29 protein-coding genes are annotated in these 25,249 nt (G+C 62.1%); 18 read left to right on the forward strand and 11 right to left on the reverse strand.

Going from position 1 to position 25,249, the window contains the following annotated elements; genetic code table 11:
- Nucleotides 1–4 precede the first annotated feature (4 nt).
- Entirely contained in the window at nucleotides 5–1,153 is a 1,149-nt protein-coding gene (locus tag NKI19_RS25960; RefSeq protein ID WP_352492528.1) for a pyridoxal phosphate-dependent aminotransferase, read from the reverse strand.
- A 145-nt stretch (nucleotides 1,154–1,298) separates the two neighbouring features.
- Between NKI19_RS25960 and NKI19_RS25965 the strand changes: the two genes are divergently transcribed.
- The 6 genes from NKI19_RS25965 (at nucleotide 1,299) to aat (ending at nucleotide 6,646) form a co-directional block, all read left to right on the forward strand.
- Nucleotides 1,299–2,693, forward strand: a complete 1,395-nt coding sequence (locus tag NKI19_RS25965) for a M48 family metalloprotease (protein WP_352492529.1) — start codon at nucleotides 1,299–1,301, stop codon at nucleotides 2,691–2,693.
- Nucleotides 2,694–2,763: 70 nt separating this feature from the next.
- On the forward strand, nucleotides 2,764–3,567 hold the full coding sequence (locus NKI19_RS25970) for a DsbA family protein (protein WP_352566628.1): 804 nt from the start codon (nucleotides 2,764–2,766) through the stop codon (nucleotides 3,565–3,567).
- Between the two features lie 163 nt (nucleotides 3,568–3,730).
- On the forward strand, nucleotides 3,731–4,165 hold the full coding sequence (gene aroQ, locus NKI19_RS25975; protein WP_352492531.1) for a type II 3-dehydroquinate dehydratase: 435 nt from the start codon (nucleotides 3,731–3,733) through the stop codon (nucleotides 4,163–4,165).
- Between the two features lie 26 nt (nucleotides 4,166–4,191).
- The gene (gene accB, locus NKI19_RS25980) at nucleotides 4,192–4,650 is read left to right on the forward strand and encodes an acetyl-CoA carboxylase biotin carboxyl carrier protein (protein WP_352492532.1); all 459 of its coding nucleotides are present in this window, start codon (nucleotides 4,192–4,194) and stop codon (nucleotides 4,648–4,650) included.
- 19 nt (nucleotides 4,651–4,669) lie between these two features.
- Complete coding sequence (accC, locus tag NKI19_RS25985) at nucleotides 4,670–6,013, forward strand: acetyl-CoA carboxylase biotin carboxylase subunit (protein WP_352492533.1); 1,344 nt, start codon at nucleotides 4,670–4,672, stop codon at nucleotides 6,011–6,013.
- 15 nt (nucleotides 6,014–6,028) lie between these two features.
- Nucleotides 6,029–6,646, forward strand: a complete 618-nt coding sequence (gene aat / locus NKI19_RS25990) for a leucyl/phenylalanyl-tRNA--protein transferase (RefSeq protein ID WP_292662502.1) — start codon at nucleotides 6,029–6,031, stop codon at nucleotides 6,644–6,646.
- A gap of 82 nt (nucleotides 6,647–6,728) precedes the next feature.
- On the opposite strand, the gene NKI19_RS25995 is transcribed toward aat, so the two are convergent.
- The 4 genes from NKI19_RS25995 to NKI19_RS26010 all read right to left on the reverse strand — a co-directional run bounded on the left by NKI19_RS25995 (nucleotide 6,729) and on the right by NKI19_RS26010 (nucleotide 8,564).
- Nucleotides 6,729–7,097, reverse strand: coding sequence for a hypothetical protein (locus NKI19_RS25995; protein WP_352492565.1), 369 nt, complete (start codon nucleotides 7,095–7,097; stop codon nucleotides 6,729–6,731).
- An 88-nt stretch (nucleotides 7,098–7,185) separates the two neighbouring features.
- Nucleotides 7,186–7,668: a DUF2155 domain-containing protein gene (locus tag NKI19_RS26000; RefSeq protein ID WP_352492534.1), complete on the reverse strand. Its 483-nt coding sequence runs from the start codon at nucleotides 7,666–7,668 to the stop codon at nucleotides 7,186–7,188.
- Nucleotides 7,669–7,821: 153 nt separating this feature from the next.
- Complete coding sequence (locus NKI19_RS26005) at nucleotides 7,822–8,220, reverse strand: NADH:ubiquinone oxidoreductase subunit NDUFA12 (protein WP_023674818.1); 399 nt, start codon at nucleotides 8,218–8,220, stop codon at nucleotides 7,822–7,824.
- 62 nt (nucleotides 8,221–8,282) lie between these two features.
- Complete coding sequence (locus tag NKI19_RS26010; protein ID WP_352710597.1) at nucleotides 8,283–8,564, reverse strand: hypothetical protein; 282 nt, start codon at nucleotides 8,562–8,564, stop codon at nucleotides 8,283–8,285.
- Between the two features lie 28 nt (nucleotides 8,565–8,592).
- On the opposite strand from NKI19_RS26010, the gene NKI19_RS26015 reads away from it, so the two are divergent.
- The 7 genes from NKI19_RS26015 (at nucleotide 8,593) to NKI19_RS26045 (ending at nucleotide 15,356) form a co-directional block, all read left to right on the forward strand.
- Nucleotides 8,593–9,501: a DUF6161 domain-containing protein gene (locus tag NKI19_RS26015; RefSeq protein ID WP_352492535.1), complete on the forward strand. Its 909-nt coding sequence runs from the start codon at nucleotides 8,593–8,595 to the stop codon at nucleotides 9,499–9,501.
- A gap of 39 nt (nucleotides 9,502–9,540) precedes the next feature.
- A complete protein-coding gene (locus NKI19_RS26020; protein ID WP_352492536.1) occupies nucleotides 9,541–10,209 on the forward strand; it encodes a hypothetical protein in 669 nt (222 codons plus the stop codon).
- A gap of 134 nt (nucleotides 10,210–10,343) precedes the next feature.
- Nucleotides 10,344–11,504 carry a helix-turn-helix transcriptional regulator gene (locus tag NKI19_RS26025; protein ID WP_352492537.1) on the forward strand — a complete coding sequence of 387 codons (1,161 nt, stop codon included), beginning with the start codon at nucleotides 10,344–10,346 and terminating at the stop codon, nucleotides 11,502–11,504.
- Between the two features lie 211 nt (nucleotides 11,505–11,715).
- On the forward strand, nucleotides 11,716–13,116 hold the full coding sequence (locus tag NKI19_RS26030) for an ArnT family glycosyltransferase (RefSeq protein WP_352566630.1): 1,401 nt from the start codon (nucleotides 11,716–11,718) through the stop codon (nucleotides 13,114–13,116).
- A 94-nt stretch (nucleotides 13,117–13,210) separates the two neighbouring features.
- Nucleotides 13,211–13,510, forward strand: coding sequence for a hypothetical protein (locus tag NKI19_RS26035; protein WP_352492539.1), 300 nt, complete (start codon nucleotides 13,211–13,213; stop codon nucleotides 13,508–13,510).
- Between the two features lie 148 nt (nucleotides 13,511–13,658).
- On the forward strand, nucleotides 13,659–14,825 hold the full coding sequence (locus NKI19_RS26040; RefSeq protein WP_352566632.1) for a hypothetical protein: 1,167 nt from the start codon (nucleotides 13,659–13,661) through the stop codon (nucleotides 14,823–14,825).
- A 189-nt stretch (nucleotides 14,826–15,014) separates the two neighbouring features.
- Nucleotides 15,015–15,356 carry a hypothetical protein gene (locus NKI19_RS26045; protein WP_352492541.1) on the forward strand — a complete coding sequence of 114 codons (342 nt, stop codon included), beginning with the start codon at nucleotides 15,015–15,017 and terminating at the stop codon, nucleotides 15,354–15,356.
- Between the two features lie 16 nt (nucleotides 15,357–15,372).
- Here NKI19_RS26045 and NKI19_RS26050 read toward each other — a convergent pair whose 3' ends face one another.
- The 4 genes from NKI19_RS26050 to NKI19_RS26065 form a co-directional block, all read right to left on the reverse strand.
- Nucleotides 15,373–15,861 carry a GNAT family N-acetyltransferase gene (locus NKI19_RS26050; RefSeq protein WP_292662477.1) on the reverse strand — a complete coding sequence of 163 codons (489 nt, stop codon included), beginning with the start codon at nucleotides 15,859–15,861 and terminating at the stop codon, nucleotides 15,373–15,375.
- Nucleotide 15,862: 1 nt separating this feature from the next.
- The gene (gatB, locus tag NKI19_RS26055) at nucleotides 15,863–17,362 is read right to left on the reverse strand and encodes an Asp-tRNA(Asn)/Glu-tRNA(Gln) amidotransferase subunit GatB (RefSeq protein ID WP_352492542.1); all 1,500 of its coding nucleotides are present in this window, start codon (nucleotides 17,360–17,362) and stop codon (nucleotides 15,863–15,865) included.
- A 191-nt stretch (nucleotides 17,363–17,553) separates the two neighbouring features.
- Nucleotides 17,554–17,985, reverse strand: coding sequence for a CBS domain-containing protein (locus NKI19_RS26060; protein WP_023717464.1), 432 nt, complete (start codon nucleotides 17,983–17,985; stop codon nucleotides 17,554–17,556).
- A gap of 102 nt (nucleotides 17,986–18,087) precedes the next feature.
- Entirely contained in the window at nucleotides 18,088–18,858 is a 771-nt protein-coding gene (locus tag NKI19_RS26065) for a rhomboid family intramembrane serine protease (RefSeq protein ID WP_352566634.1), read from the reverse strand.
- Between the two features lie 392 nt (nucleotides 18,859–19,250).
- Between NKI19_RS26065 and NKI19_RS26070 the strand changes: the two genes are divergently transcribed.
- The 3 genes from NKI19_RS26070 to NKI19_RS26080 all read left to right on the forward strand — a co-directional run bounded on the left by NKI19_RS26070 (nucleotide 19,251) and on the right by NKI19_RS26080 (nucleotide 21,483).
- On the forward strand, nucleotides 19,251–19,889 hold the full coding sequence (locus NKI19_RS26070) for a PAS domain-containing protein (RefSeq protein WP_352492545.1): 639 nt from the start codon (nucleotides 19,251–19,253) through the stop codon (nucleotides 19,887–19,889).
- Nucleotides 19,890–20,006: 117 nt separating this feature from the next.
- Nucleotides 20,007–20,624: a PilZ domain-containing protein gene (locus NKI19_RS26075; RefSeq protein ID WP_352492546.1), complete on the forward strand. Its 618-nt coding sequence runs from the start codon at nucleotides 20,007–20,009 to the stop codon at nucleotides 20,622–20,624.
- A 259-nt stretch (nucleotides 20,625–20,883) separates the two neighbouring features.
- On the forward strand, nucleotides 20,884–21,483 hold the full coding sequence (locus tag NKI19_RS26080) for a transglutaminase-like cysteine peptidase (RefSeq protein ID WP_352492566.1): 600 nt from the start codon (nucleotides 20,884–20,886) through the stop codon (nucleotides 21,481–21,483).
- Between the two features lie 213 nt (nucleotides 21,484–21,696).
- Here the strand turns inward: NKI19_RS26080 and NKI19_RS26085 are convergent, their stop codons facing one another.
- Nucleotides 21,697–22,593 carry a LysR family transcriptional regulator gene (locus NKI19_RS26085; protein ID WP_352492547.1) on the reverse strand — a complete coding sequence of 299 codons (897 nt, stop codon included), beginning with the start codon at nucleotides 22,591–22,593 and terminating at the stop codon, nucleotides 21,697–21,699.
- Nucleotides 22,594–22,688: 95 nt separating this feature from the next.
- Between NKI19_RS26085 and NKI19_RS26090 the strand changes: the two genes are divergently transcribed.
- Both NKI19_RS26090 and NKI19_RS26095 read left to right on the forward strand, forming a co-directional pair.
- A complete protein-coding gene (locus NKI19_RS26090) occupies nucleotides 22,689–23,876 on the forward strand; it encodes an MFS transporter (protein WP_352492548.1) in 1,188 nt (395 codons plus the stop codon).
- Between the two features lie 30 nt (nucleotides 23,877–23,906).
- Entirely contained in the window at nucleotides 23,907–24,653 is a 747-nt protein-coding gene (locus NKI19_RS26095; protein WP_352566636.1) for an SDR family oxidoreductase, read from the forward strand.
- A gap of 58 nt (nucleotides 24,654–24,711) precedes the next feature.
- Here NKI19_RS26095 and NKI19_RS26100 read toward each other — a convergent pair whose 3' ends face one another.
- Complete coding sequence (locus NKI19_RS26100; RefSeq protein ID WP_352492550.1) at nucleotides 24,712–25,239, reverse strand: gamma carbonic anhydrase family protein; 528 nt, start codon at nucleotides 25,237–25,239, stop codon at nucleotides 24,712–24,714.
- Between the last annotated feature and the right edge of the window lie 10 nt (nucleotides 25,240–25,249).

A 25,249-nucleotide genomic window follows, 5' to 3' on the forward strand; every position in this document is an offset into this window, starting at 1 on the left:
CCCGCTACTTCAGCCAGCGTTCGATGCGCGCCATCGCCTCGACCATGTCGTCGTGGCTGCCGGCATAGGAAAAGCGCATCGTGCGATGGCCCTGCAGCGGATCGAAATCGCGGCCGGGCGTCGCCGCCACGTGCGCCTCGGCCAGCATCCGGCGCGCAAACGCCATGCTGTCATTGGTGTGCCTGGTGACGTCGCAGAAGGCGTAGAACGCGCCGTCCATGGGCGCGGCCAAAGCAAAGCCGAGCTCCGGCAGGCGGTGCATCAGGAGCTCGCGGTTCCAGGCATAGCGCGCCTTCACCGCTTCCAGCTCTGGCGTCGCCTTGAACGCCTCGATCGCGGCAATCTGGGACAGCTCGGGCGGCGAGATGTAGAGGCTCTGGGCGATGCGCTCGACTGGCCGCACCAGTTCCTGCGGCAGCACCATCCAGCCGATGCGCCAGCCGGTCATGCAATAATATTTCGAGAAGGAATTGATCACCGTCACATCCGCGCCGAAAGAAAGCGCGGTCGTGTCGGGTGCCGCATAGGCCAGCCGGTGATAGATTTCGTCTGAGATCACCGCGATGCCGAGCTCTTGCGCCGTCTTGACCAGCGCCTCGAGATCGCCGGCGGGAATGACCGCGCCGGTCGGGTTGGCCGGGCTGGCGAACAGCACGCCCTTCAGCGGCTTTTCGCGCTGCGCGGCTTGCAGGTGCTCGGCATGGAGATAGGCAGCGCCGTCGAGCTCGATCTCGGCGATGTCGATGCCAAGCGCGGCCATGATGTTGCGATAGGCAGGATAGCCGGGCGCAGCGATGGCGACGCGGTCGCCTGGATCGAACATTGCCAGGAAAGCGAGGTTGAAGGCAGCCGACGATCCGGTGGTGACAGCTATCCGCTCGGGCGAAACGTCAAGCCCGTAATGCTCGCCATAATGCGCCGCGATCGCCCCGCGCAGGCCGGCGAGGCCCAGCGCGTCGGTATAGCCGATGCGGCCTGCTTTCAGGGCATTGGCCGCTGCTTCGCGAACCCCGGCTGGCGCCGGATCGGAAGGCTGGCCGACGGCCATGGAAACGACCGGCAGGCCCTTGGCTTTCAGCCGATTCGCCTCGGCCAGGATGTCCATGGCGTGGAACGGTTCGACCGCGCCGCGGCGCGAAAGCGAAACTACCATTTTTCAATCCACCACACTTGTCCGCACGTGCCGGCCATGCTGGCCGCGCCGCACAAATGCCCGATTGGTGTGGGGATCACAAGTTCGGTAAGTTTAGGCTGCCGACTTTTCATCCTTCGCCTACTCGTCTACCAGTGGACCTGCCATGTTGAGCCGACCCAGATCGACGATCGCCAGGACAGCGCGCGCCCTCGCGACGCTTTCGCTTGCCGCGGTGGTCGCCATGGCCGGCTCGGTCAACGCGTTTGCGCAGAATGTGCCGGTGGTGCGCGATGCCGAGATCGAGGCGCTGGTACGCGATTACGCGCGGCCGATCTTCAAGGCGGCGGGCTTGTCGGGCGACGCCATCAACATCGTGCTGGTCAACGACCAGAGCTTCAACGCCTTCGTTGCCGGCCGTCGCCTGTTCATCAACACCGGCGCGCTGATGACGGCCGAAACGCCCAACGAGATCATCGGCGTCATCGCCCACGAGGCCGGCCATATCGCCGGCGGACACCAGCAAAAGTTGCGCGAACAGCTCGAGCGCGCCAAGACGATGGCGATCCTGGCGACGCTGCTTGGCGCCGGCGCCATGGTGGCCGGCGCCACCAGCAACAGCCGCGGCCTCGCCGGGGCCGGCATGGGCGTTGTGGCCGGCGGCGGCGAGATGGCGCAACGCAGCATCCTCGCCTATCAGCGCACTGAGGAGATGACTGCCGACCGCTCGGCGATCACCTATCTCAATGCAACCGGCCAGTCCGGCATGGGCATGTTGAAGACGTTTGGCCGCTTCCAGAACGCATTGTCGCTCTCGGGCGCGCAAGTCGATCCCTACAGGATCAGCCATCCGATGCCGCAGGAGCGTATCGCCAATCTCGAAGTGCTGGTGAAGCAGAGCCCTTACGTCGACAAGGTCGACCCGCCGGCACTGCAGCAGCGCCACGATATGATGCGCATCAAGATCGCCGCCTATATGCAGGGCCAGGCCGCGGCGTCGCGATTGATGCGCAAGAACCCCGGCAGCCTCGCCTCGCGCTATGGCGACGCGCAGATGACCTATCTTTTCGGCAATCTGGCCTCGGCGCTCACCAAAACCAACGCGTTGATCAAGGAACAGCCGAAAAATCCCTATTTCCAGGAATTGCGCGGCGACATCCTGATGAAGGCGAACAGGCCGAAGGATGCTGCTGACGCCTATGCCAAGTCGGTCAGCCTCGATCCGGCGCGATCCGGGCTGCTGCCGGTCTCTTACGGCCAAGCGCTGATGGCCATCGGCACGCAGGATTCACTGAAGAAGGCGGTGACGCAGATCAACACCGGCCTCGGACGGGATCGCGAAAACGCCGACGGATACCGCTATCTGGCACAGGCCTACGGGGAACTCGGCAACATCCCGGCCGCCGAGCTTGCAACCGCCGAAGGGCATTTCTATTCCGGCGACTACAAGAATGCGAAAATCTTCGCCATGCGGGCGCAGCAGACCATGAAGCGGGGCGAGCCGGGCTGGCTTCGCGCGCAGGACATAATAAACTACGCACCATCAGGTAAGAAGAAGTGAACCTTTCGGACGCACGCTGCGACACAGCCAAACCGAGCGGACCCGAACACAGGCAAGAGGATCGAGGATCATGACCAAGGCAATTCTGCTGGGCACTACAGGAGTGGCAGCGGCCCTCGCCATGCTGGCGTTCGGCTTCGTCGCCGGCAATCCGCAGACGGCGAAGGCCGGCACGGCGCAGCTTGTCCAGATGGCATCCTCGGAAACCAAGCTCGACCGAACCGAAGTCGAAGGCATCGTCCGCGACTATCTGCTGAAGAACCCGGAAGTGCTTCTGGAGGCCCAGCAGGCACTCGAGGCCAAGCAGAAGGAGGAACAGCGCGTCGCCAGTCTCGGTGTCATCAAAGACGCCAAGGACCAGATCTTCAATTCCTCCTTCGACGGTGTTGTCGGTAATCCGAACGGCAAGGTCACCATCGTCGAGTTCTACGATTACAATTGCGGCTACTGCAAACGCGCCATCGACGACATGCGCGCGCTGACCAAGGCCGATCCGGACCTGCGTTTCGTGCTCAAGGAGTTTCCGATCCTCGGCCCGGATTCGCAGAAGGCGAGCGTCGTCTCGATGGCCTTCCATTTGATGAAGCCGGAGAAATACGGCGAGTTCCACAACGCGCTGCTCGGCGGCCAGGGGCGCGCCACCGAGGCGGCGGCAATCAAGGTGGCGCTGTCGCTCGGCGCCGACGAGGCGGCGCTGCGCGAAAAGATGAAGGACCCGAGCATCTCTGAGGCCTTCTCCAAGACCTATGATCTCGCCACCAAGCTCGCCATCACCGGAACGCCGTCCTATGTGGTCGGCAACGAGGTGGTGTTCGGCGCGCTTGGCGAGGAAGTGCTGGCCGAAAAGATCGAGGCGGCGAAGGCCGCGCTCTGATCAGCGTTCGGGTTTCGATTAGGCTGCGGGTTTCCGGCACGGACCGTTTTCCGGCTGTTGTGGACGGCGAAAGAACGCACTTGCGCTCTTTTCGCCAGCGTCTATGCCCATTATAGAGGGTCCGGCGCGCCGGCTGAGCCGCGCCGGGAAAGGTCGGCATTTTTTGAAAACGGTTTTCGTCCTGAACGGCCCCAATCTCAACGCGCTCGGCAAGCGCGAGCCAGGCATCTATGGCGGTAAGACGCTTGCCGCGATCGCCGACGACTGCAAGCAGGCAGGTGCTGCACTGGGGCTGAAGATCGATTTCCGCCAGTCGAACCATGAGGGCGACCTCGTCGACTGGATCCAGGAGGCCGCCGACAAGGCCGCCGCAATCGTCATCAATCCGGGCGCCTACGGCCATACCTCGATCGCCATTCACGATGCCATCCGCGCTGTCGCGCCGCTGCCGGTCGCTGAGGTGCATCTCTCCAACATCCACGCGCGGGAACCATTCCGCCACGTTTCCATGGTCGCGCCGGTCGCCGTCGGCATGATCTGCGGGTTCGGGCCGCTCGGCTACACGCTGGCGCTGCAGGCGCTGGCTGCACGCCTATGACCGGCCAACAAACAGAAGGCTCGAAAATGTCGATAAAGAAGAACGGTGTTGACCAGCAGCTGATCCGCGACCTGGCGGGCATACTGAACGACACCAACCTGACCGAGATCGAGGTCGAGCTGGGCGATCTGAAGGTGCGCGTCTCGCGGCAGGCGCCGGCCGTTCATGCGGTCGCCGCAGCTCAGCCGGCCTATGCGCCGGCAGCCGCGCAGCCCGCGGCAGCGGCCGCGCCGGCGACGCCCGACGTGTCGAAGAACGCCGTCGCTTCGCCAATGGTCGGCACCGCCTATCTGGCAGCGTCGCCCGACGCCAGGCCGTTCATCGAAATCGGCCAGAAGGTCAAGGAAGGCCAGACGCTGCTGATCATTGAAGCAATGAAGACGATGAACCAGATCCCCTCGCCGCGCGCCGGCACGGTGACGGCGATCCTGTTTGAAGATGCACAGCCGGTCGAATATGGCATGCCGCTCGTCGTGATCGAGTAGAGCCGGGAACAGGCGAAAGATGTTCCAGAAAATCCTCATCGCCAACCGCGGCGAAATCGCCCTCAGGGTGCTGCGCGCCTGCAAGGAGCTCGGCATCCAGACGGTGGTGGTGCATTCGACCGCCGACGCCGACGCTATGCATGTGCGTCTCGCCGACGAGAGCGTCTGCATCGGCCCGCCGCCGTCGCGCGACAGCTATCTCAACATCCACCAGATCGTCGCCGCCTGCGAGATCACCGGCGCCGACGCGGTGCATCCCGGCTACGGCTTTCTGTCGGAGAACGCCAAGTTCGCCGACATCCTCGCCGCGCACAACATCACCTTCATCGGCCCGACCGGCGACCATATCCGCATCATGGGCGACAAGATCGAGGCCAAGCGTACCGCAAAACGCCTCGGCATCCCCGTGGTGCCTGGCTCCGACGGCGCGGTCACCGAGGACAAGGAAGCCAAGCGCATTGCCGCCGCGATCGGCTACCCCGTGATCATCAAGGCGTCGGCCGGCGGCGGCGGGCGCGGCATGAAAGTGGCGCGTAGCGAGGCCGACCTCGAGGTGGCGCTGCAGACGGCACGCTCGGAGGCGGGTGCGGCCTTCGGCGACGACGCCGTCTATATCGAGAAATATCTGCAGAAGCCGCGCCATATCGAAGTGCAGGTGTTCGGCGACGGCGCCGGGCGCGGCGTGCATTTCGGCGAGCGCGACTGCTCGCTGCAGCGCCGCCACCAGAAAGTCTGGGAAGAAGCGCCCTCGCCGGCGCTCAATGCCGAGGAGCGCGCGCATATTGGCGGCGTCTGCGCCAGGGCGATCGCCGATCTCGGCTATTCCGGCGCCGGCACGATCGAATTCCTCTATGAGGACGGCCAGTTCTATTTCATCGAGATGAACACGCGCCTGCAGGTCGAACATCCGGTCACCGAGGCGATCACCGGCATCGATCTCGTGCACGAGCAGATCCGGGTCGCCTCGGGCGGCGGGCTTTCGGTGCGCCAGGAAGATATCCGCTTCCATGGCCATGCCATCGAATGCCGTATCAACGCCGAAGATCCGCGCACCTTCACCCCGTCGCCGGGCACCATCACCCACTTCCACACGCCGGGCGGCCTCGGCATCCGCGTCGATTCCGGCGTCTATTCCGGCTACAAGATCCCGCCCTACTACGACAGCCTGATCGGCAAGCTGATCGTGCACGGCCGCAACCGAGTCGAATGCATGATGCGGCTGCGGCGCGCGCTCGACGAGTTCGTTGTCGACGGCATCAAGACGACGCTGCCGCTGTTTCGCGACCTCGTCGGCAACGCCGACATCGCCAATGGCGACTACGACATCCACTGGCTGGAAAAATACCTGGCCGAAGGCGAGTGATACAGGGGCGAAGCGATGACCCGTCCCTACGCACCCGGTTATCGCATCCCGACCGATCTTTTGCTCAAAGCCTATGCCTCCGGCGTCTTCCCGATGGCCGAAAGCGCCAATGACCCCGAAGTATTCTGGGTGCGGCCGGAGACGCGCGGCATCATTCCGCTCGACGGGTTCCACATACCGAAAAGCCTGAGAAAGACGATCCGCAAGAACCTGTTCGAGTTCCGCATCGATTTCGACTTCGAGGCGACGATCGAGGCCTGTGCCGAAAGGCGCGAGGAACGTCGGTCGACCTGGATCAACGCGCCGATCCGCGAAGCCTATATCGAGCTGCATCGGATGGGCCATTGCCATTCGGTCGAGGCCTGGCACGACGACCGGTTGGTCGGGGGGCTCTACGGCGTATCGCTCGGCCGCGTGTTTTTCGGCGAGAGCATGTTCGCCAGGGAGACCGACGCGTCAAAGGCCTGCCTGGTTCACCTCGTCGAACGCCTGAAGGCGCGCGGTTTTGCACTGCTCGATACGCAGTTCACCACCGAGCATCTCAAACGCTTCGGCGCGATCGACGTGCCGCGCGGCAAATACGAGAAGATGCTGGCCGAGGCGCTGAAGGGCGAGGCCGTGTTTTTTCCATAACCTGGAATGGTTCATCGTTTCACAGAAACGCAATTCCGGACGGAACCCGTTCACACTTTCCTGGAATTGCTCTATCGGCCGGTCAGCCTTTTGCTGCCGTCGCCAGCGGCGTCTGTGCGTGAAACATCATTTTCCAGCCATTGACGCGGTGGACATAGCCGGTGCTGACCAGCGCCGCATAGGCTTCGCCATCTTGCCGGGTCGCACGCGCCTCGTAGGTCAGCATGACGATGTCGCTGCCCGGCTCGATGATGCCCTTGAGGTCGATGTCGAGATCGCGCCAGCGGTTCGGGTCCGTGGCAGTTGCGGCCAGATCGGCATTGCTCATCACCCGCGCCATCTGCGGGAAGGCCACCAGGCATTCGCTATCGGCATTGGCCTTGAAATAGTCGGCGCCGCCGCTCCAGAATCCCCTTTCGATGTCGAGAAGTTCGTTCTTGTTGGCCGTCATCATGGCAACCTCCTCCGTAGAGTGGCACCAACGCTCGGGCAACACGGCGGTTCCGCAAGACGCGGTATCCGCCGCACGCTGACAGATTCTAGTTGGTTTTGGGGGCGGCGGGTGCTGGCACGTCGGACTTCTGCTTGCAGCCCTTCAGCCAGATATCATAGACGGCATGCTCGACGGCGTTGATCCCGGGGCTTTCAGCAAACATCCAGCCGGTGAAGATACGGCGTATTTTCCGGTCGAGCGTGATCTCGTCGACCTCGACGAACGAATCCGTCTTCGGCTCTTCGTTTTCGGGCCGTGAATAGCAGATGCGCGGCGTTACCTGCAAAGCGCCGAACTGCACCGTCTCGTCGATATAGACATCGAAGGTGATGATACGGCCGGTGATCTTGTCGATGCCGGCGAATTCAGCGACGGGATTGGTGATGCGCTCGGATACTGCGGGTGCTGCAGGCGCCACCGAGGCGTCCGGCGCAGGCGGCGCCAACTCCTGCGCAGCAGCAAGCGCCACCATAGAAGCGAGAACGACCGCGGTTAATCCGCCCGTCAAAAATCGGCTGAACATGCTCATGCAAGGTCCGGTGGTTTGCGCCCGGGTGATTCTCTTAACGCCAAGGCTAGTTGCTGCTGTCGGATCAGCAAACAGCTAAACAGCAATTGTGGCGACAAAGGACCGCCCCGTGGGGACCGCGCAAGTGGAGACCGCGCGTGTCGCAGCGATCGATCACGAACCAGGCGTCCAGGCGTCGTAGTCGCCCGTCACCTGCGGACGATGCTGGTTGGTTAGCACCGAGCCCTTCGGGCGATAGGCTGCAGGGCTGCCGGTGAGGTTCGGCACATGCGGCTTTTGCCAGTCGCGTGGCTTGTAGTCTTCGCTTGGCGGCGCAACGTCGACACGGTGATGGATCCAGCCATGCCAGCCGGGCGGAATCGCCGAGGCTTCCGAATAGTCGCGGTAGATGACCCAGCGGCGGGTGCGGCCTTCCGAATCGACGCCGCCCTCATAGTAGACGTTGCCGACCTCGTCCTGCCCGACCTTCTTGCCGTGCCGCCAGGTGTGGAAGCGCGTTCCCAATGTCTGGCTATTCCACCAGGTGAAAAACTGCAGAAGGAAAGTTTTCATCCAAATCCTCGTGGCAAGTCCTTGAAGCAAGTCCTCGCGGCGGCTGCGGCGCCTGTTCCTGCTTATGGCGTCACGGCATTGCGAAGGCAAGCGTCTTGCCGCAACCGAGGAGCAAATGGGTGGCGGGAAAGAGATCGAATGGTGATGAAATCCCCATAGTTTGGCACTCCGGTCTTGGAAAGCGGCTCGCCCAGCAGGTTCGAATCGTAGTGATGCGCCAGCACGGCGGACGGAAACGCCTCGAGACGGATGCCGCCTCGATGCCGGAGCAGACTGAGCCGTAGGTCAGCATGCGGCACCATTCGGCCAAACCGGCCGTTGCCAATGGCGTAGCCAGTCTTCATGATCCGGAATATTGGGAGGGCGGAGACGATGGCAGACGAAGATGGCGCCGAAGCGCGAGATACACCTATCGACACATTGAGCAAGCTGCAAAAGCTCTATGTTGAAGACACGCCCGCTTTGCTCGCCGCCGATGGTAGCCCCATGCGGGAAAAGGCGCTGGCCTATTTTGCGGAGCCGGTTCCAGCCAAGCGCGAGCCCAATCAGACACTTCGGATGATCGACGATGTTCTCGGCGCCTATTTCGAAACGAAGCGGCGGGATATTGATCAGTGGATAACCGAAGCCTCCTTTCAGCAACAGGCCATGAGCCGGTCGCTTATCGGAAGTGAGAAGAAGCTCGCTGACATGGCATCCAGGCTTCAAAATTTTTATGACAACATTGGTGAGCCGCACAAAGCGCTCGATGCTTTCAAGGCTTCGATCCGCGAAGAACTCCAATTGCAAGACGCCCGAAAACTCTGGACAGGTAGCGCAGCGAAGGCGCAGGAAGCCTATTCGATTTCCTGGCTTATTCTGATCGTACTGTTGATTGGTGTGCCTGCCTTTGCGATTTCGCAATATCAGGCGATCATCGACTTCTTCCACCAAGTCAGTGTCGGCATATTCAAAGACATACCTGTGGGGGCAAGTGATACGGTAGCGGTGATTTCCGCTATTTCGCGGCTGTTCCTGGTGACAGTGCCGATCGCGATGTATTTGTGGCTTATTCGCATCGTAGTCAGATTTAACACCAGATCGCTCCTGCTGATGGATGACGCGCGACAGCGCAATACGATGCTGGAAACTTACCTGCACCTCGTCGAAAGGGACAAAGATACCAAGGGCGAGAGACCACTTATCCTCGAAGCCCTGTTCCGTCGAACGCCGGGGCACGGTGGAGATACAATCGACCCGCCTAGTTTGCCCGACGTGCTGAGAATGACAAACCCGCGGTGACACCCTAACAGGTATGAGCGCGACGGGAGGGACGGGGCTTTGACAACCGACGACAGATTGAATGCGATGCAGGCGGTGACGGCCGTTCTCGCCGGCATTTTTATCGGCGTTGCGCTGACCGATTCGACGACATCCGAATTTTGGCTTTACCGATATCAGACGATGATCGCGGGCATTCTGGCGATCATTGCTGCCGGATGGACCGTCTTCGAAATGAGGCGCAGCGACGAGCGTCAACAACAACGACATGACGATTTGGTTGCGCTCACCCTTCGCGCTGACGGCGCAGCTGTTCGCCGAGCAGCTCAATTTGTTCAAGTAATTGAAGCCGTTATTGGGTGTGCAACTCTGTTCGTAGCCAACTACGAAAAGCAGAAACGTAACGCCTTTCCCAAACCGGCTATTGCGAATGAAGCAGTTGAAACGGTCGAGATGTTCGCGAAGCTCATCGATAGCGAAGCGGTTTTCGACTGCCGAAAACTTTTCGGTCCCGAAATGTCGATGACATATCAATACCTTCAAATGCGATCGGCTCACATGAAGTCGATTGTAGATGTGATCAAGCCGCTGCGTAGTCGGGCAATTCAGGTTGTCGTCGAGTCTATGTGGAGAAATCTCGAAGAGATCTATGAGGGAGCCGAGGATGCCATTCTGCCTCTTCAATCCTTCAAAAGGGATCTTGTCGGCTTGGCTTGCGAATATCGGTAACCTCACGCTCATCCTCCGCATGCCCATGGCCATGGCCGCCCGAAGCAGATGAAATGGGTTGTTGGCAACCTTACGCAGCGTTATTCTAAGAGTTGAAGCTTCGTTGCCTCAAGGACGGCAAATGAGAGGGGCTCATGTCATCGCTGGCGGGCACGGCCGGTCGCGCATTGCCGCAGGTCGTTGAGGCGATCTACGATTCGATTGCCGACGTCGACCGCTGGCAGGCGACACTCGAGGCCATCTGCAACCTGGCGGAAGGCCAGCTTGCCATGCTCGCCGTCATCGACACGATCAGCAGCTCCGCGCGGTTTTCGGTGTCCTGCGGCGATCCCGCAGTTCTTGAGCCGTTGAAGCATGACTATGGCTCGCAAGTGCCGTTCTATGCGGCGGTTCCCAAGATGGAGATCGACGTGCCGTTCACCGTCGATTCGATCTACGCCCTGCAAGGCCCGGATACGCGACAGAGATGGCTCGAAAGCCGCATCGTGCGCGAATGGGTACAACCCAACCGGCTGGACGATTTCTTCTGGGTGGCGTTGATGAAGCGGCCGACCCGGATCGGCACGTTGATGGTGGTCACCGACAAGGACAGGCGCCAGATTTCCCGCGAGGATCTCGATCTTGTCGGCCTGCTGGCCCCGCATGTGCGGCGCGCGGTGACCATCGGCGACCTGTTCGAGGCCGAGCGGCGCAAGGCCGAAATCTTTCGCTCCATCATCGAAAGCCTCGACCATCCGGTGCTGATCGTCGCCGAAGACATGACCATCATCTTCGCCAATCCGTCAGCCGAAGCGTTGCTCGCCGAAAACATTTCGGTCGCTTGCGTGCGCGGCCAGCTTTCCTTCACCTACGCCAATGCCAATGCCGCGATCGGCCGCGCCGTCCAGCTCGGCACGCGCGACGAATTCGCGCTCGGACCTTGCGGCATCAATATTCCCCTGGCCAAGACGGCCGTTCCGGCGGTGGCCCATGTGATGCCGCTGGCGCGGCGTGAAATCTCGGCGCGCATCGCGCAGCGCGCCGCCGCAGCGATCTTCATCGCGGCGGCCGGTTCGGCACCAATCCCGGCGCTTGACGCCATTGCGGCGCTGTTCGGACTGACCGCGGCAGAAAGGCGCGTCGCCGGTCACGTTGCCGCCGGCCTGACGCGAAAGGAAATCGCCGCCGCCGGCGGCGTCTCCGACGGCACCGTCAAGTCGCAGCTGGCGACGATCTTCGACAAGACAGGTACCGGCGATCAACGCGAGCTCGAACTCTTGATGCGCGAATTGTCGCCGCCCTTGCGCTCCAGTTGATTTTGCGCTGGGTTCCCCGGACCGGCAGCGGTCCAAAAGACTCGGCCGGCAAGTTTTTTCCAAGCCCTTGAGACCATCGTCCGCAAAATCTGCGAAACGAACCCGGCATCGTTGCAATTCGGCCAAAATCATGGTGCGGTCGTTCGCGGTCCAGAAACGCGGCACTACGCTCGGCTGGAATGAAAATGGTTTCTGGCGCGGATCTCAATCTTTGACACCGACATCTACCGAGCGGCTGCTCCCCTACCTCTTTCTGCTTGGGCTGATCGCAATCGCGGTCGCTTTCCGGCCACTGCTGCCCGTCGACGAAACGCGATATCTCAGCGTCACCTGGGAAATGTATCTGAGCGGACAGATCTTCGTCCCGACGATGAATTTCGCGCCCTATCTGCAGAAGCCGCCGCTGCTGTTTTGGCTTATCGACCTTGTCTGGACCGTTTTCGGCGCCAGCCGGCCGGCGGCGATGCTGGTCATCTTCGCCGCCTCCTCGCTCGTCATCTGGCTGACGACGGCGTTGGCAAAGACCCTATTTCCGGGCCGCGACGACATCGCCCGGCGCATCCCCTGGCTGGTCGCCGGAAGCAGCGTGTTCGTCATCTATTCGACGCTGATCCTGTTCGACTTGTTGCTGACGGTCTTTGTGCTTGCCGCGCTGTTGTCGCTGATTGCCTTTGGCCGCAGCGGCAACCGCTGGCAGGCCGTTCTGGCCGGGCTGTTCATCGGCATGGGCGTGCTGACGAAAGGCCCGGTGGTGCTGATCCATATCGGCGCGCCCATCCTGTTTTACCCGTTCTGGCGCGACCGGCGGGCGGGACTGGCGACACCGAACTTCCTCGCTGGAGTGGGCCTGGCAGTGCTCGCCGCGCTGATTCCGGTGGCGATCTGGCTGGTGCCGGCGACCATCCTGACAAAAGGCAATTTCGTCTATGATCTCGTCTGGAACCAGTCGGCGGGGCGTGTCACCGGCAATTTGCGCAATTCGCACGGCCGGCCATTCTATTTCTATCTGCTGCTGCTGCCGGTCATGTTCATACCGTGGATCTTCATACCCGAGGTCTGGCGGTTGAAGCTGCGCACGCGGATACGCAGCCTGATCGAGACGAAGTCGCCGGACCTGCGCGCCTTGCGCCTGCTATCGTTCTCGTTCGTTGCCGTGTTTCTGGTGTTCAGCGCGATATCCGGCAAACAGCCCCACTACGTCGTGCCGATGTTGCCGTTCGTGGTCATCCTGTTCGGCTATTTCATGGCGGAGATCCCGCTCGCCAGGCTGAAGAGCTCGGCCATTGTCATGCTTGTCATTTTCGGCATCGGCCACGCGGTGGCATCGGCAACCGCGTTCAAACGCTATGACCTGACGCCGCTCGCTAACTTCATCGACGAGCGAAAGGATGCGGACTGGGCCGTGGCTTTCGACTATCAAGGCGAAGTCGGCTTCCTGGCCCGGCTGCAAAAGCCATTCGAAACCACCGACAAACCGGAAGAATGGCTTGGCTCGCATCCCAGCGGCTATGTCATCGACAAGGTTTCCAAGGATCCGGGCACTGCAGGGCAAATCGCGTTCCGGCTCCGCGTCGAACGCGGTTATCTCGTCGTGCTGAAGGGACAGCATTGACGATCGTCACCGGTACGCGAGTTCGTCCCCCGCACGGGAGATGAAGGCGTTGCTGCTTCGTGGTTCCATCGCTCGATAGAACCGGGAGGTATTCATGCGCAAGCTTATCTCGACGACGCTTTTCGTCTTATCGCTCGCTGTGGCCGGCCTTGCCGCCGATCCGGCATGGAGCTTCAAATGTCAGTCCGGAACGATCGGGCAAGGCAGTTGCTCCTGCTCAGGGACCGCCGACTGCACCGACATGCGGCATTCCAAAATGTGCAAGGGCGACCTGAACTGCGGTTCGGGCAAATGCTCCTGCACGGCCGCATTGGTAGTCGACCCCGGTCCGAAAACCCCCAAGCCGAAGGTCGTCGCACCGAAGGCGACAACCAAAGGCGCCGTGAAGCAATAGCCATCCAATCGGAAAGGACGGCGGCTTGACTCGCTAGGCCCGCCCGATGTTTCACGGTTCATCCCCCGTGCGGGCGATGAACCGCCATCGAAGAAATGCTGCTGTCTAGCCGGAGGGTGGTTTCCAACGACAGAGCGAGGATACCATGTTGAAAACCTGCACGATGCTGTTCTTCTGCCTGATGGCGGCCACCGCAGCCGCCCAGCCGCCGCCTTCGGGGCCGCCGGTTCCCAGTGCGGCACTTGCCCCATGCAACCCCACACAATCGAACAGGCCCTGCAAAGCTGAACTCGGCGTGTTCCTGATCACCAACACCGTCCGCAACCTGGCGCAAGCCAAGGTCGACGCCACCAACGCACAGCTGGCCGCCCAGGGACGATCGTCACGCGCATCGATCGAATCGCTGAAGCAATGGCGGCCGTCGCGTTTTGCGACGCAGATGCTGAACCAGCCGAACAGCTGGTTCGTCAAGGTTCCTTACATCCTGACCATCAAAGTCTCGATCCCGGTGACCTCCGACCGCCACATCGGCATTCCCATAGACGTCAACGTCTTCTGCAGCGGCTGGCAGACCGATTCCAGCCAGGTCATCATCCGCTCGCAACCCGGCCCGGCGAGCTTCGAGGGCGGCAACATCCTCGAAGACGTTTTCAACGTCGGCAATTACATCGACGCCCAGGTACGCAGCTCGTTTTCGGCACCTCTGCCGGTGACGACGCCGGTTCCAAATTCGAAATGCTCGGCCATAGACGGCTCCGATGCCGGCACGCAGGCCACCGGCGATGATCTCATCTTCTGGACGGTGCCGCGGCGCAACCTGATAGTGACGGACGCCATAGCCAAGCCGACGGTTGAAGTGACCTTCGACAGCCTCACACGCCTGCCAGCCCGCGACTTCCACAACAATGTCGTCTATGCGGAATCCGAGGCCATAAACCTCAACGTCTACGCCAATGAGGACGGCCGTCAGAAGGCGCTGACGATGCGCGAAGGCGACGTGGCTGCGCTGAACCTTCCCGCACTCAGGCTCGACGCGCGAAAATACGATTCCCTGGTCGTCATCGGCAATGTCGACCAGCCGCCGAACGATCCCAGAGACAGCGCCTTCGCAGTTGCGGCCAAGACTGTGGGATTCGGCGCCGGTTCCAAGACCATGCAGATCCCGAAGTGGTATTCGAGGCCGCCGGACCAGTTCAATCCCAAGCCTACATGGATCAGAGTTCCCGGCTATGAGTTGCACTATACGGTACGCTATCTCAACAGCGGCGGGCTGGCAGTCGATGGTGGAACCAGCACGGTCCGGCCTCCAAAGTAGGCGTTCCGATAAAGACGCTCATCAAGCCGAAAACGCCCTGACGCGGCCGCTTGCGGATGACGGCGGCGGTTCAGACCGCCGCCTTCCCCCGCGCGGCAGATGCGGCAGCGCCGGCATCATGGCCTGATCTTGCGGGAACAAACGCACCGCTGCGCCACGAGCGAGCGGCGCCATCGATGGAGACGAACGATGCTGCACCTTCCCCACACCATGCCCGCCGTCCGGATCATTGCGGCAATCTCGCTGCTTGCCTTCCCGAACTTCCTGCCGCCGGTCACGAGCCCGGCGAACGCCCTGCCGGTCAGCCAATCCTGCCGCATCACCACCTATTTCAAGACTGCGGCGAAGGCGACCGAGGTTGGCGTGCGCTCGACGTGCCAGGGCGTCAAAAAATGGGGCGTCACTTCGAAATATTACGAGGTCGAAAAGATCGAAGCCGCCACGCCCCCGCATACGTCGGGCGGCGGCGGCAGCCTGCCGTGCGAGTTTCTCGCCGCCGGCTGCTCAAACCTGCCAGTGAAACGCAATTGAGCGTCAGGCGAACGAGCTAGCCGATCGCCTTCTCCAAGACCAGCGCCGGCAACCCCGAGGCGCCGCCGCAATCGGCCGTGTTGCCGGCGGGCAAGAAACCTCTCGCGCGGTAAAAGGCGATGGCCGGAGCGTTTGCTTCCTCGACCTCGACGCGCAGCGTCCGGGCCTCCGGAAAGCTGGCCTCGATCTCGTCCAGCAGCGCCTGGCCGATGCCTTGCCTCTGCCAGGCCGGATGCACGTAAAGCTGGTTCAGCATGACGATTCCGGGATCCGTGGTGGCGGCGGCGAATGCCATGCCGCCGATGCTCTTGCCGTCGTCGGCGAGCAGGAACTCCGAGTTCGGCCGCGTCAGCCGTGCTTTGAGCGCGGCGATAGAATGCCATTCATCTGTGATTTCGGTGACCCGCGCCGCGCCGTAGATTGCATCATAGGTGGCATGCCATGTCTCGACCAGCAATGCGCGCACCGCCGCAAGATCGCGCTCGCTGGCGGTGCGAACGAACATCCTACTCGATCCCGAGCCTGGCCTTGACCAGCTCGTTGACCGCCTGCGGATTGGCCTTGCCGCCGGTCGCCTTCATCACCTGGCCGACGAACCAGCCGGCCATGGTCGGCTTGGCGCGCGCCTGTTCGACCTTGTCCGGGTTGGCTGAGATCACCTCGTCCACCGCCTTTTCGATGGCGCCGGTATCGGTGACCTGCTTCATGCCGCGGCTTTCGACCAGCTGGCGCGGATCACCGCCCTCGTTCCAGACGATCTCGAACAGATCCTTGGCGATCTTGCCGGAGATGGTGCCTTCCTTGATCAGGTCGATGACCGCGCCAAGCTGGTCGGGCGAAACAGGAGCGTTTTCAATATCCTTGCCGGCTTTGTTCAAGGCCCCCAGGAGGTCGTTGATGACCCAGTTGGCGGCGAGCTTGCCGTCGCGCCCGGCCGCCACCTTCTCGAAATAATCGGCAATCGCCTTTTCAGAAACCAGGATCGAGGCATCGTAGGTCGACAGGCCGAGCGAGGTGATCAGCCGCGCCTTCTTGGCGTCCGGAAGTTCCGGCAGGTCCTTTGCCAGCGCGTCGACATAGGCCTGGTCGAATTCCAGCGGCAGAAGGTCGGGATCGGGGAAATAGCGGTAGTCGTGCGCTTCTTCCTTGGAGCGCATCGAGCGCGTCTCGCCCTTGTTGGGGTCGAACAGCCGCGTTTCCTGCTCGATCCTGCCGCCGTCCTCGAGGATTGCAATCTGGCGGCGCGCCTCATAGTCGATGGCCTGGCCGATGAAACGGATCGAGTTGACGTTCTTGATCTCGCAGCGCGTGCCGAATTCGCCGCCGGGCCGGCGCACCGAGACGTTGACGTCTGCGCGCAGCGAGCCTTCGTCCATATTGCCGTCGCACGTACCGAGATAGCGCACGATAGTGCGCAGCTTGGTGACATAGGCCTTGGCTTCATCGGCGGAGCGCATATCCGGCTTGGAGACGATCTCCATCAGCGCCACGCCGGAGCGGTTGAGATCGACATAGGACATCGTCGCATGCTGGTCGTGCATCGACTTGCCGGCGTCCTGCTCAAGGTGCAGGCGCTCGATGCCGACCTCGATGTCCTCGAACTCGCCCTGCCGGTCAGGGCCGACCGAGACGATCACCTTGCCCTCGCCGACGATCGGCTGCTTGAACTGCGAGATCTGGTAGCCCTGCGGCAGGTCGGGATAGAAATAGTTTTTCCTGTCGAAGACCGATTTGTGGTTGATCTCAGCCTTCAGGCCCAGCCCGGTACGGATCGCCTGCTTGACACATTCCTCGTTGATGACCGGCAGCATGCCGGGCATCGCCGCGTCGACCAGGCTGACATTGGCATTGGGCGCGGCGCCGAAAATGGTCGAGGCGCCGGAAAACAGCTTTGCCTGTGAGGTCACCTGCGCGTGGACCTCGAGGCCAATGATGATCTCCCAGTCGCCGGTGGCGCCGGGAACCAGGCGCTTGGCGTCGGGCGTGCGGGTATCGATGATGCTCATAAGGGCCTGCATATTGAAATTGCGGATATGCGAGAACGCATATTTTGATGTGCAACTTCGCTAGTGCAAACCGCCAAAAGAGACAAGCGCAAAGCCGCAGGCGCCGACGCGGCACAGGCCCGCACCTGCCGCGATGGACTGCTATAGCGGCTTGAAAAAATTCAATGGCCGGCAACCCGGCCGCCGTCGCCTCATGCCGTGGCGATGTAGGCCCTGATCTCCTCGGCCTCGCGCTCGACATCCTCGATGCGCCGCTTGACTACGTCGCCGATCGACACGATGCCGTCGAGCAGCCCGTTCTTTTCCACCGGCAGATGGCGGAAGCGGCCCTTGGTCATGATCTCCATGACCTCGTTGACGGTGTGGTTCTCATTGCAGATCTTCACCTTGGGCGTCATCGCCGAGCGGATGGCGAGGTCGAGCGCCGCGGCCCCCTCTTTGGCGAGGACCCGCACCACATCGCGCTCGGAAAGAATGCCGACGATCTTGTGATCGCCGTTGGTGATGACCAGCGCGCCGATCCTGTGTTCGGAAAGCATGCGGATGGCTTCGCTGAGCTTTTCGTTCGGCCCGAGCGTCACCACGTCGTGGCCTTTTGCCTCGAGAATTGCCTTAACAGTCATGGCGTCCTCCTCTGCATTTCCTTGCCGGCTCCTGCCCTGGCCGGCTTTCCCTGGGAATGAACATGGTGCGCCGCGATCGGTTGCTTTTCAAGTGCGGAGGTCTCAGGTCTCCGGCTCGTCCGCCTGCCGGGGTGCCTGCTCTCGCCGATCAAAAAACCGCAGCCCGAAGAAGCCGGCAAGAAAGCCGCCAATATGGGCTTCCCAGGCGATCTGGCCGTCAATGCCGGGCGCCAGGCCGAAGAGGCCGGTCGCGAGGTTGATCACCATCCACATGGCGAGAAAGGTGACGACGCCGCGCGAGCGCAGCACTGCCGCCATCGGCAAAGGCTGGCCGGTGAAGGCGGCCTTGCCCGACGAGCGATCGATGCGGAAGCCGTAGCGTGCCGCCGCGCCCATCATGCCGGAAATCGCGCCGGACGCGCCGACCAGCGGCGCCTCGCCAAGCGGATGCATGGCCCAGAACAATGCCACCGCCGCCAGTCCGGTCGCGGCGAAGAACAGGCTGAAGCGCAGCGCGCCGAAGCGGTTCGCCAGCGGTGAGCCGAAGGCCGCGAGCCACACCATGTTGATGGCAAGATGGGCAAAGCCGCCATGCAGGAAGGTGTAGGTGAAAGGGCTTGAAAACGCAAAGAAATCCAGGTCGAAGCGGCCGGAATAGCGGATCGGCACAAAGGCAGCCCTGACAAGCAGTTCGAAGTCCTGGTCGTCAGTCAGCCAATAGACCCGGATCAGATGAACCGCGACGCAGATGCCGATCACCGCCTGCACCACGGGCGGCAGGTTGAACACCGGCTCGCGGCGCTGCTCCGGCTCGCGGGCGACAGGCCCGCCCTCGCCCTGCTCGATCTCCGGTGGGCTTTCTGGGTCGCTCATATGGCTTGCACTCAGTCGCTGGATTGGACTTCGCGAGCATGTAGATCACGGCCAACCGAATCACAAACGGCGAATCAGCAGGCCCGAATCAAAAAAGAAGCCGTCCAAGGTTTCCCTTGAACGGCTGGTCGAGCCCCCTTGCTCCCCCTGAACTCTTGACTGAAGTGCTGCCGATCGTCGCAAAACGACCGCTTCTGGAGTGGTTTTGGTGTGCCACAGGGCTGGCAGGCGCGCAACGTAAACCAGTTGTTAACCTTAACCGCCCCGACCCGTGAACAAGTATTAACGATGCTGGCACGCATCCTGCTCCGCAACGCATGTAGGTCTTCGGAGGGCGCCCTTCTGTTCACCGATGGGACATCAGAAGACAGAATGCGCGGAGCAGCATTAGCATGAACCAGACCGGATCGATCACGCTGTTCCATTATTGGAACCGGTTGCGTGACGGACGCCCTGCCCCGAAGCGCTCGGAAGTCGAACCCGCGGATATCAAGTCGCTGCTGGCCGACACGTTCATCCTGGAAAAGGACACGCGCGGCGAAGCGGTGTTCCGGCTGGCCGGCACCAGGCTTTGCGCGGTCTATGGTCGCGAACTCAAGGGGTTTTCATTCCCTTCGCTGTGGCGCGAGAAGGACCAGCGGCTGATCTCGAAGCTGACCGACGGCGTCTTCGACCTGAAATCGGTGATGCTCATCACCTATGAGGGTTTCAGCCGCAACGGCCGGTCCAACAGGTTCGAGCTGCTCGCGCTGCCGCTCGACGGCGGGGTCGAGAGCCCGCGCTGCCTCGGCGTGATAAGCGCCGTCGAAAAACCCTTCTGGCTGGGTGCCGACCCGGTTCTCGACGCGTTGATCGATTCGATCCGTGTCGTCGATCCCGACAAGGAGCCGATGTTCCTGAAGAACCGGCCGGCGATAGAGGTTCCCTCGCTCGCCCCGTCGGAATTCGACCCGCCCGAGACGATTTCGGCGCTCGGCCAGGCCCGCCGCATCCGTCACCTGGTCGTCTTCGACGGCGGACGCGAGGAATGATGCCCAAAGCTTAAAGCAACAGCGCCGGGCTTTCCCCTTTGTTAACCTGCTTTGTTGTAGTTTTCCGCTGAAATTCCCCGCATCCATGCGCGGAATGCCGAATGGGGTATGGCAGTGATGAGGTCAGCGGCGGTCGACCATGCGCCGTCCCAAGCTGAAAGGCGTAACTTTCAGCGCGTCCGCGTGAAAATTTACGGACGCTTCATGCTGGAAGACCGCACCGAACATCCCTGCCAGGTGGTCGACATGTCGCCCGGCAACGTTGCGCTGCGCACCGAGCGCGCCGGCCTGGCTGGCGAAAAGGTCATTGCCTATATCGATCACATCGGCCGCATCGAAGGCGTCATCACCCGCACCCTGCAGGATGGCTTTGCGATGACCGTCATCGCGTCCGACCGCAAGAGGGACAAGCTCGCCGCGCAACTGACCTGGCTTGCCAACAAGCACGAGCTCGACCTGCCGGAAGACCGCCGCCATGAACGCGTCGCACCGCGCAACCCGACGAGCGTGCTGCAGCTTGCCGACGGACGCCAGTACCAGTGCCGCATCATCGACCTGTCGCTGTCGGGCGCGGCGATCGAGATCGACGTCAAGCCGGCCATCGGCGTCCAGGTGACGCTGGGCACCATGCGCGGCCAGATAGTGCGTCATTTCGAAGATGGCGTCGCCATCGAGTTCGCCGTCATCCAGCGGCCGGAAACGCTCGATACCGAATTCAGCTCACCGCGCGGCTGACGCAGAAGCCTTAGCGCCATCGGGAAGAGGCTTGCGATCCTTCGCGCCCCCTCTGTCCTACCATCCTAGCTGTTCGAACGGCGCGACGAAGCATGGGAACGCACCCGGCTAGAATCCTTAAACAATTCTATACTCAATTGCGTCAAATTTTATGTTTATTCTATGGGCGTTTTACTTAATGTCTACTTCGCGCTTTTGCGTCAAATAAATCCAGCCGTGTCATTGTCTCCTCAAACGGGGAGACTGAATAATGAACAGGATGAGGGGCAAGCTGTTGCTGGCGGCAATAGCGATGCAGCTTTTCGGCTGGGGGACTGTAAACGCGGCGGAGCCGGCCTTCATGCACACCGGCGGCCGCACCACGCAGCCGGTCGGTCACTACGAATTGTGCCAGCAGCTTCCGCAGGAATGCAATCAGAGGACGCCTGGCCGGGCACCCGTCGAGCTCACCCGCAAGCTGTGGGCGACGATCGTCAGGATCAACAATTCGGTCAACAGCAAGGTCGCGCCGCGCACCGACATGGAAATGTGGGGCAAGGAGGAAGTCTGGTCCTTTCCCAATAGCGGCTTCGGCGACTGCGAGGACTATGCGCTGGAAAAGCGCCGCGAGCTGATGAGCATCGGCGTGCCGGCCGGCGATCTGCTGATGACGGTGGTGCGCCAGCGCAATGGCGACGGCCATGCGGTGCTGACCGTGCGCACCAGCCTTGGCGAGTTCATCCTCGACAATCTGCAGCCCAAGGTGCTGTCCTGGACCAATACCGGCTACACCTACCTGAAGCGCCAGTCCGAGCGGAATTCCGGCGCCTGGGTGACGATCAACGACGGCCGCTCCGACGCGGTCGCCAGCGTCCGCTAAGGACGCGACGCAAAACCCGGTCGAGTCCCCACCCTCCCCGTCCCCAACGACCGGGTTTAAGGAGCCGGCCCCGTCCCCGGGCCGGCTCCACCATTTCCGGCGGAACACATCTCGGTACAGTTATCTCCGCTTTGCCTCCAATTGCGCTTTATCATCCAAGCTGTCTCACGATCGTTTATGAGATACGAGCTGCCGTTTGCCGTCGAAACGCCGTTACTTGCCCCTGATACGGAACGCGTCGACAAAGGCGGAAAACGCCGGAGAGGGATGGCGTCGGCTTGGATAGTACAGGTGGTAACCCTGGAACGTCGGGCACCATTTGGTCAGGACTTCCTGGAGAAGGCCACTCTCAATGTGTGGAAGGACGAGTTCGCGCGGCAGATAGGCCAAGCCTACTCCGTCAAGCGCGGCCTGGATCGCCGGCCCCATGTTGTTAAGCGTCAGTTGCCCCTCGACCCGAGCGCTGAACTCGCGCGCTCCGTCCCGCAATTCCCAGGCATAGACCGATCCTGACGTCGGCAGCCGGTAGTTGATGCAGTTATGGTCGGTCAGCTCCTGCGGTGTCTCAGGCGGCGACCGGTGGGCGAAGTAATGGGGTGAGCCGACGACAGTGTAGGTCACGTCGGCTCCGATGCGCACGGCTACCATGTCCCGGGCAATGGACTCGCCCAGCCGCACACCGGCGTCGAACTGGCGCTCGACGATGTTGGTGAAGGCGTTGTCGACCACCAGCTCGACATTGATATCGGGGAAGTCGCTCAGGAACTTTGGCAGCCGGGCGCGGAAGACGATGTCGACCGAATCGTCGGTGCACACCAGGCGAATGTTGCCGGACGGCCTGTCGCGCAGGACGCCGAGAGCGCTGACCTCAGCCGCGATCCCTTCGAAGTGCGGTTCGATGCCTTCCTTGAGGCGTTGACCGGCCGCCGTCGGGGCCACGTCGCGCGTGGTGCGAGACAGAAGACGAACACCAAGCCGCGACTCCAGCGACTTGATGGTGTGGCTAAGAGCCGAAGGAGTGACGCCGAGCTTGGCGGCTGCTCGGGTAAAGCTCCGCGTCCGGGTGATCTCCAGGAACGCGCGCATTTCGGCGAACTCGTCGCGTGGCATTGATGAGCCTCATTCACAACCACATCAAAATTATACCCGCTAGTCGCATTTGGCCAGCTCGACTACTAGTTCGGCAACGGACAGGAGACTGCCTTATGACCATTGAACTCGCGCTGGGCGAGGCCGCAGCAGGCGACAGCACGACGACCCCATGGTCTGCGGTGGTCTGCCTGTCGCTGCTGACCTTCCTTCTGGTCGGACTGGAGTTCCTGCCGGTGAGCCTGCTCACCCCGATCGCTCAGGATCTGGCCGTCTCCGAGGGTCAGGCCGGCCAGGCAATCGCGGTATCCGGATTCTTCGCCGTGGTTACCAGCCTCTTCGGCAACTCGCTGTTGCGAAACGTCGATCGACGGACGGTGGTTCTGCTCTATACGGCAGTGCTGGCCGCATCGAGCCTGGCGGTGGCGCTTGCTCCCAACTTCCTGGTCTTCCTGGCCGGGCGGGCGCTGGTCGGCATCGCGATCGGCGGTTTCTGGTCACTGTCGACGGCCATTCTGGCCCGCCTGGCCGCGGGACCCGACCTGCCCAAGGCCATTGCCTTGCTCCAGGGCGGCACCGCCTTCGCATTGGTGATCGCTGCGCCCGTCGGCAGCCTCCTCGGATCGCTGATCGGATGGCGGGGAACTTTTTTCGTGACTGTCCCCATCGGCCTCGCGGCGCTCGTGTGGCAGTTCGCCGTTCTCCCGAAGATGCCACCCATGGAGGCCGCCTCGGTGTCGAGCATGTTCGGCCTGCTGCGGAATCGCAGATTCGCCATCGGCATGGGCGCGACCGGGCTCGCTTTCATCGGGCAGAACGCGCTCTCGATCTATCTGCGGCCGTTTCTGGAAAGCGTGACGGGCCTCGAGGTCAACACCCTCTCAATGGCTCTGTTGGGCGTCGGCCTTGGTGGCGTGGCGGGACTGTCGATCATCGGCCTCATACTCCGGCGGCACCTCACAGCCGTGCTGATCGGGCTGCCGAGTGCACTCGCGGTCTTCGCTCTACTGCTGATTGCCTTTGGACCGTTTGCTGGCGCGACGGCCGGCCTGCTGGTTCTTTGGGGATTGTTCGCGACTCCGATCCCGGTGGCGTGGAACACCTGGATGACCGCGCTCATCCCTGAAGACCTGGAGGCCGGCGGCGGACTGCAGGTTGCCCTGATCCAGCTCGCGATCGCGGGCGGCGCTATCGCAGGAGGCCTGCTGTTCGACGCGGCCGGCTGGTGGAGCGCCTTCCTTCTCGCGGCCGTCCTGCTCACGGGCTCGGCCTTGCTCGCTGCCTCGGCCGGCCCCCGCACCTGAACTCTTTCAATTCATGTCTAGGAGAATCGCATGTCCGAAGGAATCGAGAACAAGGTCGTCGTCATCACCGGTGCCAGCAGTGGCCTCGGTGAAGCGACGGCACGCCATCTTGCCGCGCGAGGCGCTTCCGTGGTCCTGGGTGCACGCCGGTCACACCGCATCGACGCACTTGTCCAGGAACTGACCGCCGCTGGGTTCAAAGCCAAGGCCGTCACTACGGACGTCACCGACGCCGGTCAGGTCCAGAACCTGGTGAACACAGCGGTCCGGGAATTCGGCCGCATCGACGTGATGCTCAACAATGCGGGCCTCATGCCGTTGGCCCCGCTCGAACGGCTCAAGGTCGACGAATGGGACCGGATGATCGACGTCAACATCAAGGGCGTCCTTTACGGCATCGCGGCCGCGCTTCCGTACATGAAGGAGCAGCGATCGGGGCACATCATCAATGTCTCGTCCGTATACGGCCATGTGGTCGACCCGGGTGCGGCGGTCTATTGCGCCACCAAGTTCGCCGTGCGTGCGCTGTCCGAGGGTCTGCGGAAAGAGGTCAAACCCTACAATATCCGCACCACCGTGATCTCGCCGGGCGCTGTCAGCACAGAGTTGCTCGAGCATATCAGCGAGCAGGATATCCAGCAGGGCACCAGGGACTTCGTGAGCAAGATCGCCGTGGGGCCAGATACGTTTGCCCGCACGGTCGCCTTCGCGATCAACGAGCCCGAGGACGTCGATATCAACGAGATCTTGTTCCGGCCGACCGCCCAGCCGGTTTGACTTGGAAGGGGCTATGCTTTCGGTATCGTTGGGCCCGGCTCCACCATTTCTGGGTCGGCTAGACCTTCTTCAGCCCCGCCCTGAACCGCCTGCCGTTGGCCACATAATGCGCGGCCGAGGCGCGCAGCCTGGCGATTGCGGCCTCGTCGAGCATCCTGACGACGCGCGCGGGCGAGCCGACGATCAGCGAATTGTCGGGAAATTTCTTGCCTTCGGTGACCAGCGCACCGGCGCCGACCAGCGAGTTGTTGCCGATCTTCGCGCCGTTCAGCACGATGGCGCCCATGCCGATCAGGCTGTTGTCGCCGATGGTGCAGCCATGCAGCAGGGCACGGTGGCCGATCGTGCAGCCTTGGCCGACGGTCAGCGGAAAGCCGGCGTCGGTGTGCATGATTGTGTGCTCCTGCACGTTGGTGTCGGCGCCGATGACGATCGGCTCGTCGTCGCAGCGGACGACGACACCGAACCAGAAGCCGGCATTGCGGCCGATCCTGATATTGCCGATCAGAGTGGCGTCGGGCGCGATCCAGTTGCTGTCGGCGTCCTCGAAGGCGGGCGCTTTTCCGTCAATCGCATAGATCGGCATTGCTGTCTCC

It is taken from the genome of Mesorhizobium sp. M0751 (assembly GCF_040320265.1).
Lineage (GTDB): Bacteria > Pseudomonadota > Alphaproteobacteria > Rhizobiales > Rhizobiaceae > Mesorhizobium.

Coding starts and splice junctions, on each gene's coding strand:
- NKI19_RS26050 (WP_292662477.1), bottom strand. CDS start 15,861: ATGTTCGTTCGCACCGCCAGCGAGCGCGATCTTGCGGCGGTGCGCGCA.
- gatB (WP_352492542.1), bottom strand. CDS start 17,362: ATGAGCATCATCGATACCCGCACGCCCGACGCCAAGCGCCTGGTTCCC.
- NKI19_RS26070 (WP_352492545.1), top strand. CDS start 19,251: ATGAACCAGACCGGATCGATCACGCTGTTCCATTATTGGAACCGGTTG.
- NKI19_RS26080 (WP_352492566.1), top strand. CDS start 20,884: ATGAGGGGCAAGCTGTTGCTGGCGGCAATAGCGATGCAGCTTTTCGGC.
- NKI19_RS26045 (WP_352492541.1), top strand. CDS start 15,015: ATGCTGCACCTTCCCCACACCATGCCCGCCGTCCGGATCATTGCGGCA.
- NKI19_RS25965 (WP_352492529.1), top strand. CDS start 1,299: ATGTTGAGCCGACCCAGATCGACGATCGCCAGGACAGCGCGCGCCCTC.
- NKI19_RS26005 (WP_023674818.1), bottom strand. CDS start 8,220: ATGAAAACTTTCCTTCTGCAGTTTTTCACCTGGTGGAATAGCCAGACA.
- NKI19_RS26025 (WP_352492537.1), top strand. CDS start 10,344: ATGTCATCGCTGGCGGGCACGGCCGGTCGCGCATTGCCGCAGGTCGTT.
- NKI19_RS26060 (WP_023717464.1), bottom strand. CDS start 17,985: ATGACTGTTAAGGCAATTCTCGAGGCAAAAGGCCACGACGTGGTGACG.
- NKI19_RS25970 (WP_352566628.1), top strand. CDS start 2,764: ATGACCAAGGCAATTCTGCTGGGCACTACAGGAGTGGCAGCGGCCCTC.
- NKI19_RS26085 (WP_352492547.1), bottom strand. CDS start 22,593: ATGCCACGCGACGAGTTCGCCGAAATGCGCGCGTTCCTGGAGATCACC.
- NKI19_RS26100 (WP_352492550.1), bottom strand. CDS start 25,239: ATGCCGATCTATGCGATTGACGGAAAAGCGCCCGCCTTCGAGGACGCC.
- NKI19_RS26000 (WP_352492534.1), bottom strand. CDS start 7,668: ATGAGCATGTTCAGCCGATTTTTGACGGGCGGATTAACCGCGGTCGTT.
- NKI19_RS26090 (WP_352492548.1), top strand. CDS start 22,689: ATGACCATTGAACTCGCGCTGGGCGAGGCCGCAGCAGGCGACAGCACG.
- NKI19_RS26035 (WP_352492539.1), top strand. CDS start 13,211: ATGCGCAAGCTTATCTCGACGACGCTTTTCGTCTTATCGCTCGCTGTG.
- NKI19_RS26075 (WP_352492546.1), top strand. CDS start 20,007: ATGAGGTCAGCGGCGGTCGACCATGCGCCGTCCCAAGCTGAAAGGCGT.
- NKI19_RS25995 (WP_352492565.1), bottom strand. CDS start 7,097: ATGACGGCCAACAAGAACGAACTTCTCGACATCGAAAGGGGATTCTGG.
- accB (WP_352492532.1), top strand. CDS start 4,192: ATGTCGATAAAGAAGAACGGTGTTGACCAGCAGCTGATCCGCGACCTG.
- NKI19_RS25960 (WP_352492528.1), bottom strand. CDS start 1,153: ATGGTAGTTTCGCTTTCGCGCCGCGGCGCGGTCGAACCGTTCCACGCC.
- NKI19_RS26010 (WP_352710597.1), bottom strand. CDS start 8,564: ATGAAGACTGGCTACGCCATTGGCAACGGCCGGTTTGGCCGAATGGTG.
- accC (WP_352492533.1), top strand. CDS start 4,670: ATGTTCCAGAAAATCCTCATCGCCAACCGCGGCGAAATCGCCCTCAGG.
- NKI19_RS26065 (WP_352566634.1), bottom strand. CDS start 18,858: ATGAGCGACCCAGAAAGCCCACCGGAGATCGAGCAGGGCGAGGGCGGG.
- aat (WP_292662502.1), top strand. CDS start 6,029: ATGACCCGTCCCTACGCACCCGGTTATCGCATCCCGACCGATCTTTTG.
- NKI19_RS26015 (WP_352492535.1), top strand. CDS start 8,593: ATGGCAGACGAAGATGGCGCCGAAGCGCGAGATACACCTATCGACACA.
- NKI19_RS26095 (WP_352566636.1), top strand. CDS start 23,907: ATGTCCGAAGGAATCGAGAACAAGGTCGTCGTCATCACCGGTGCCAGC.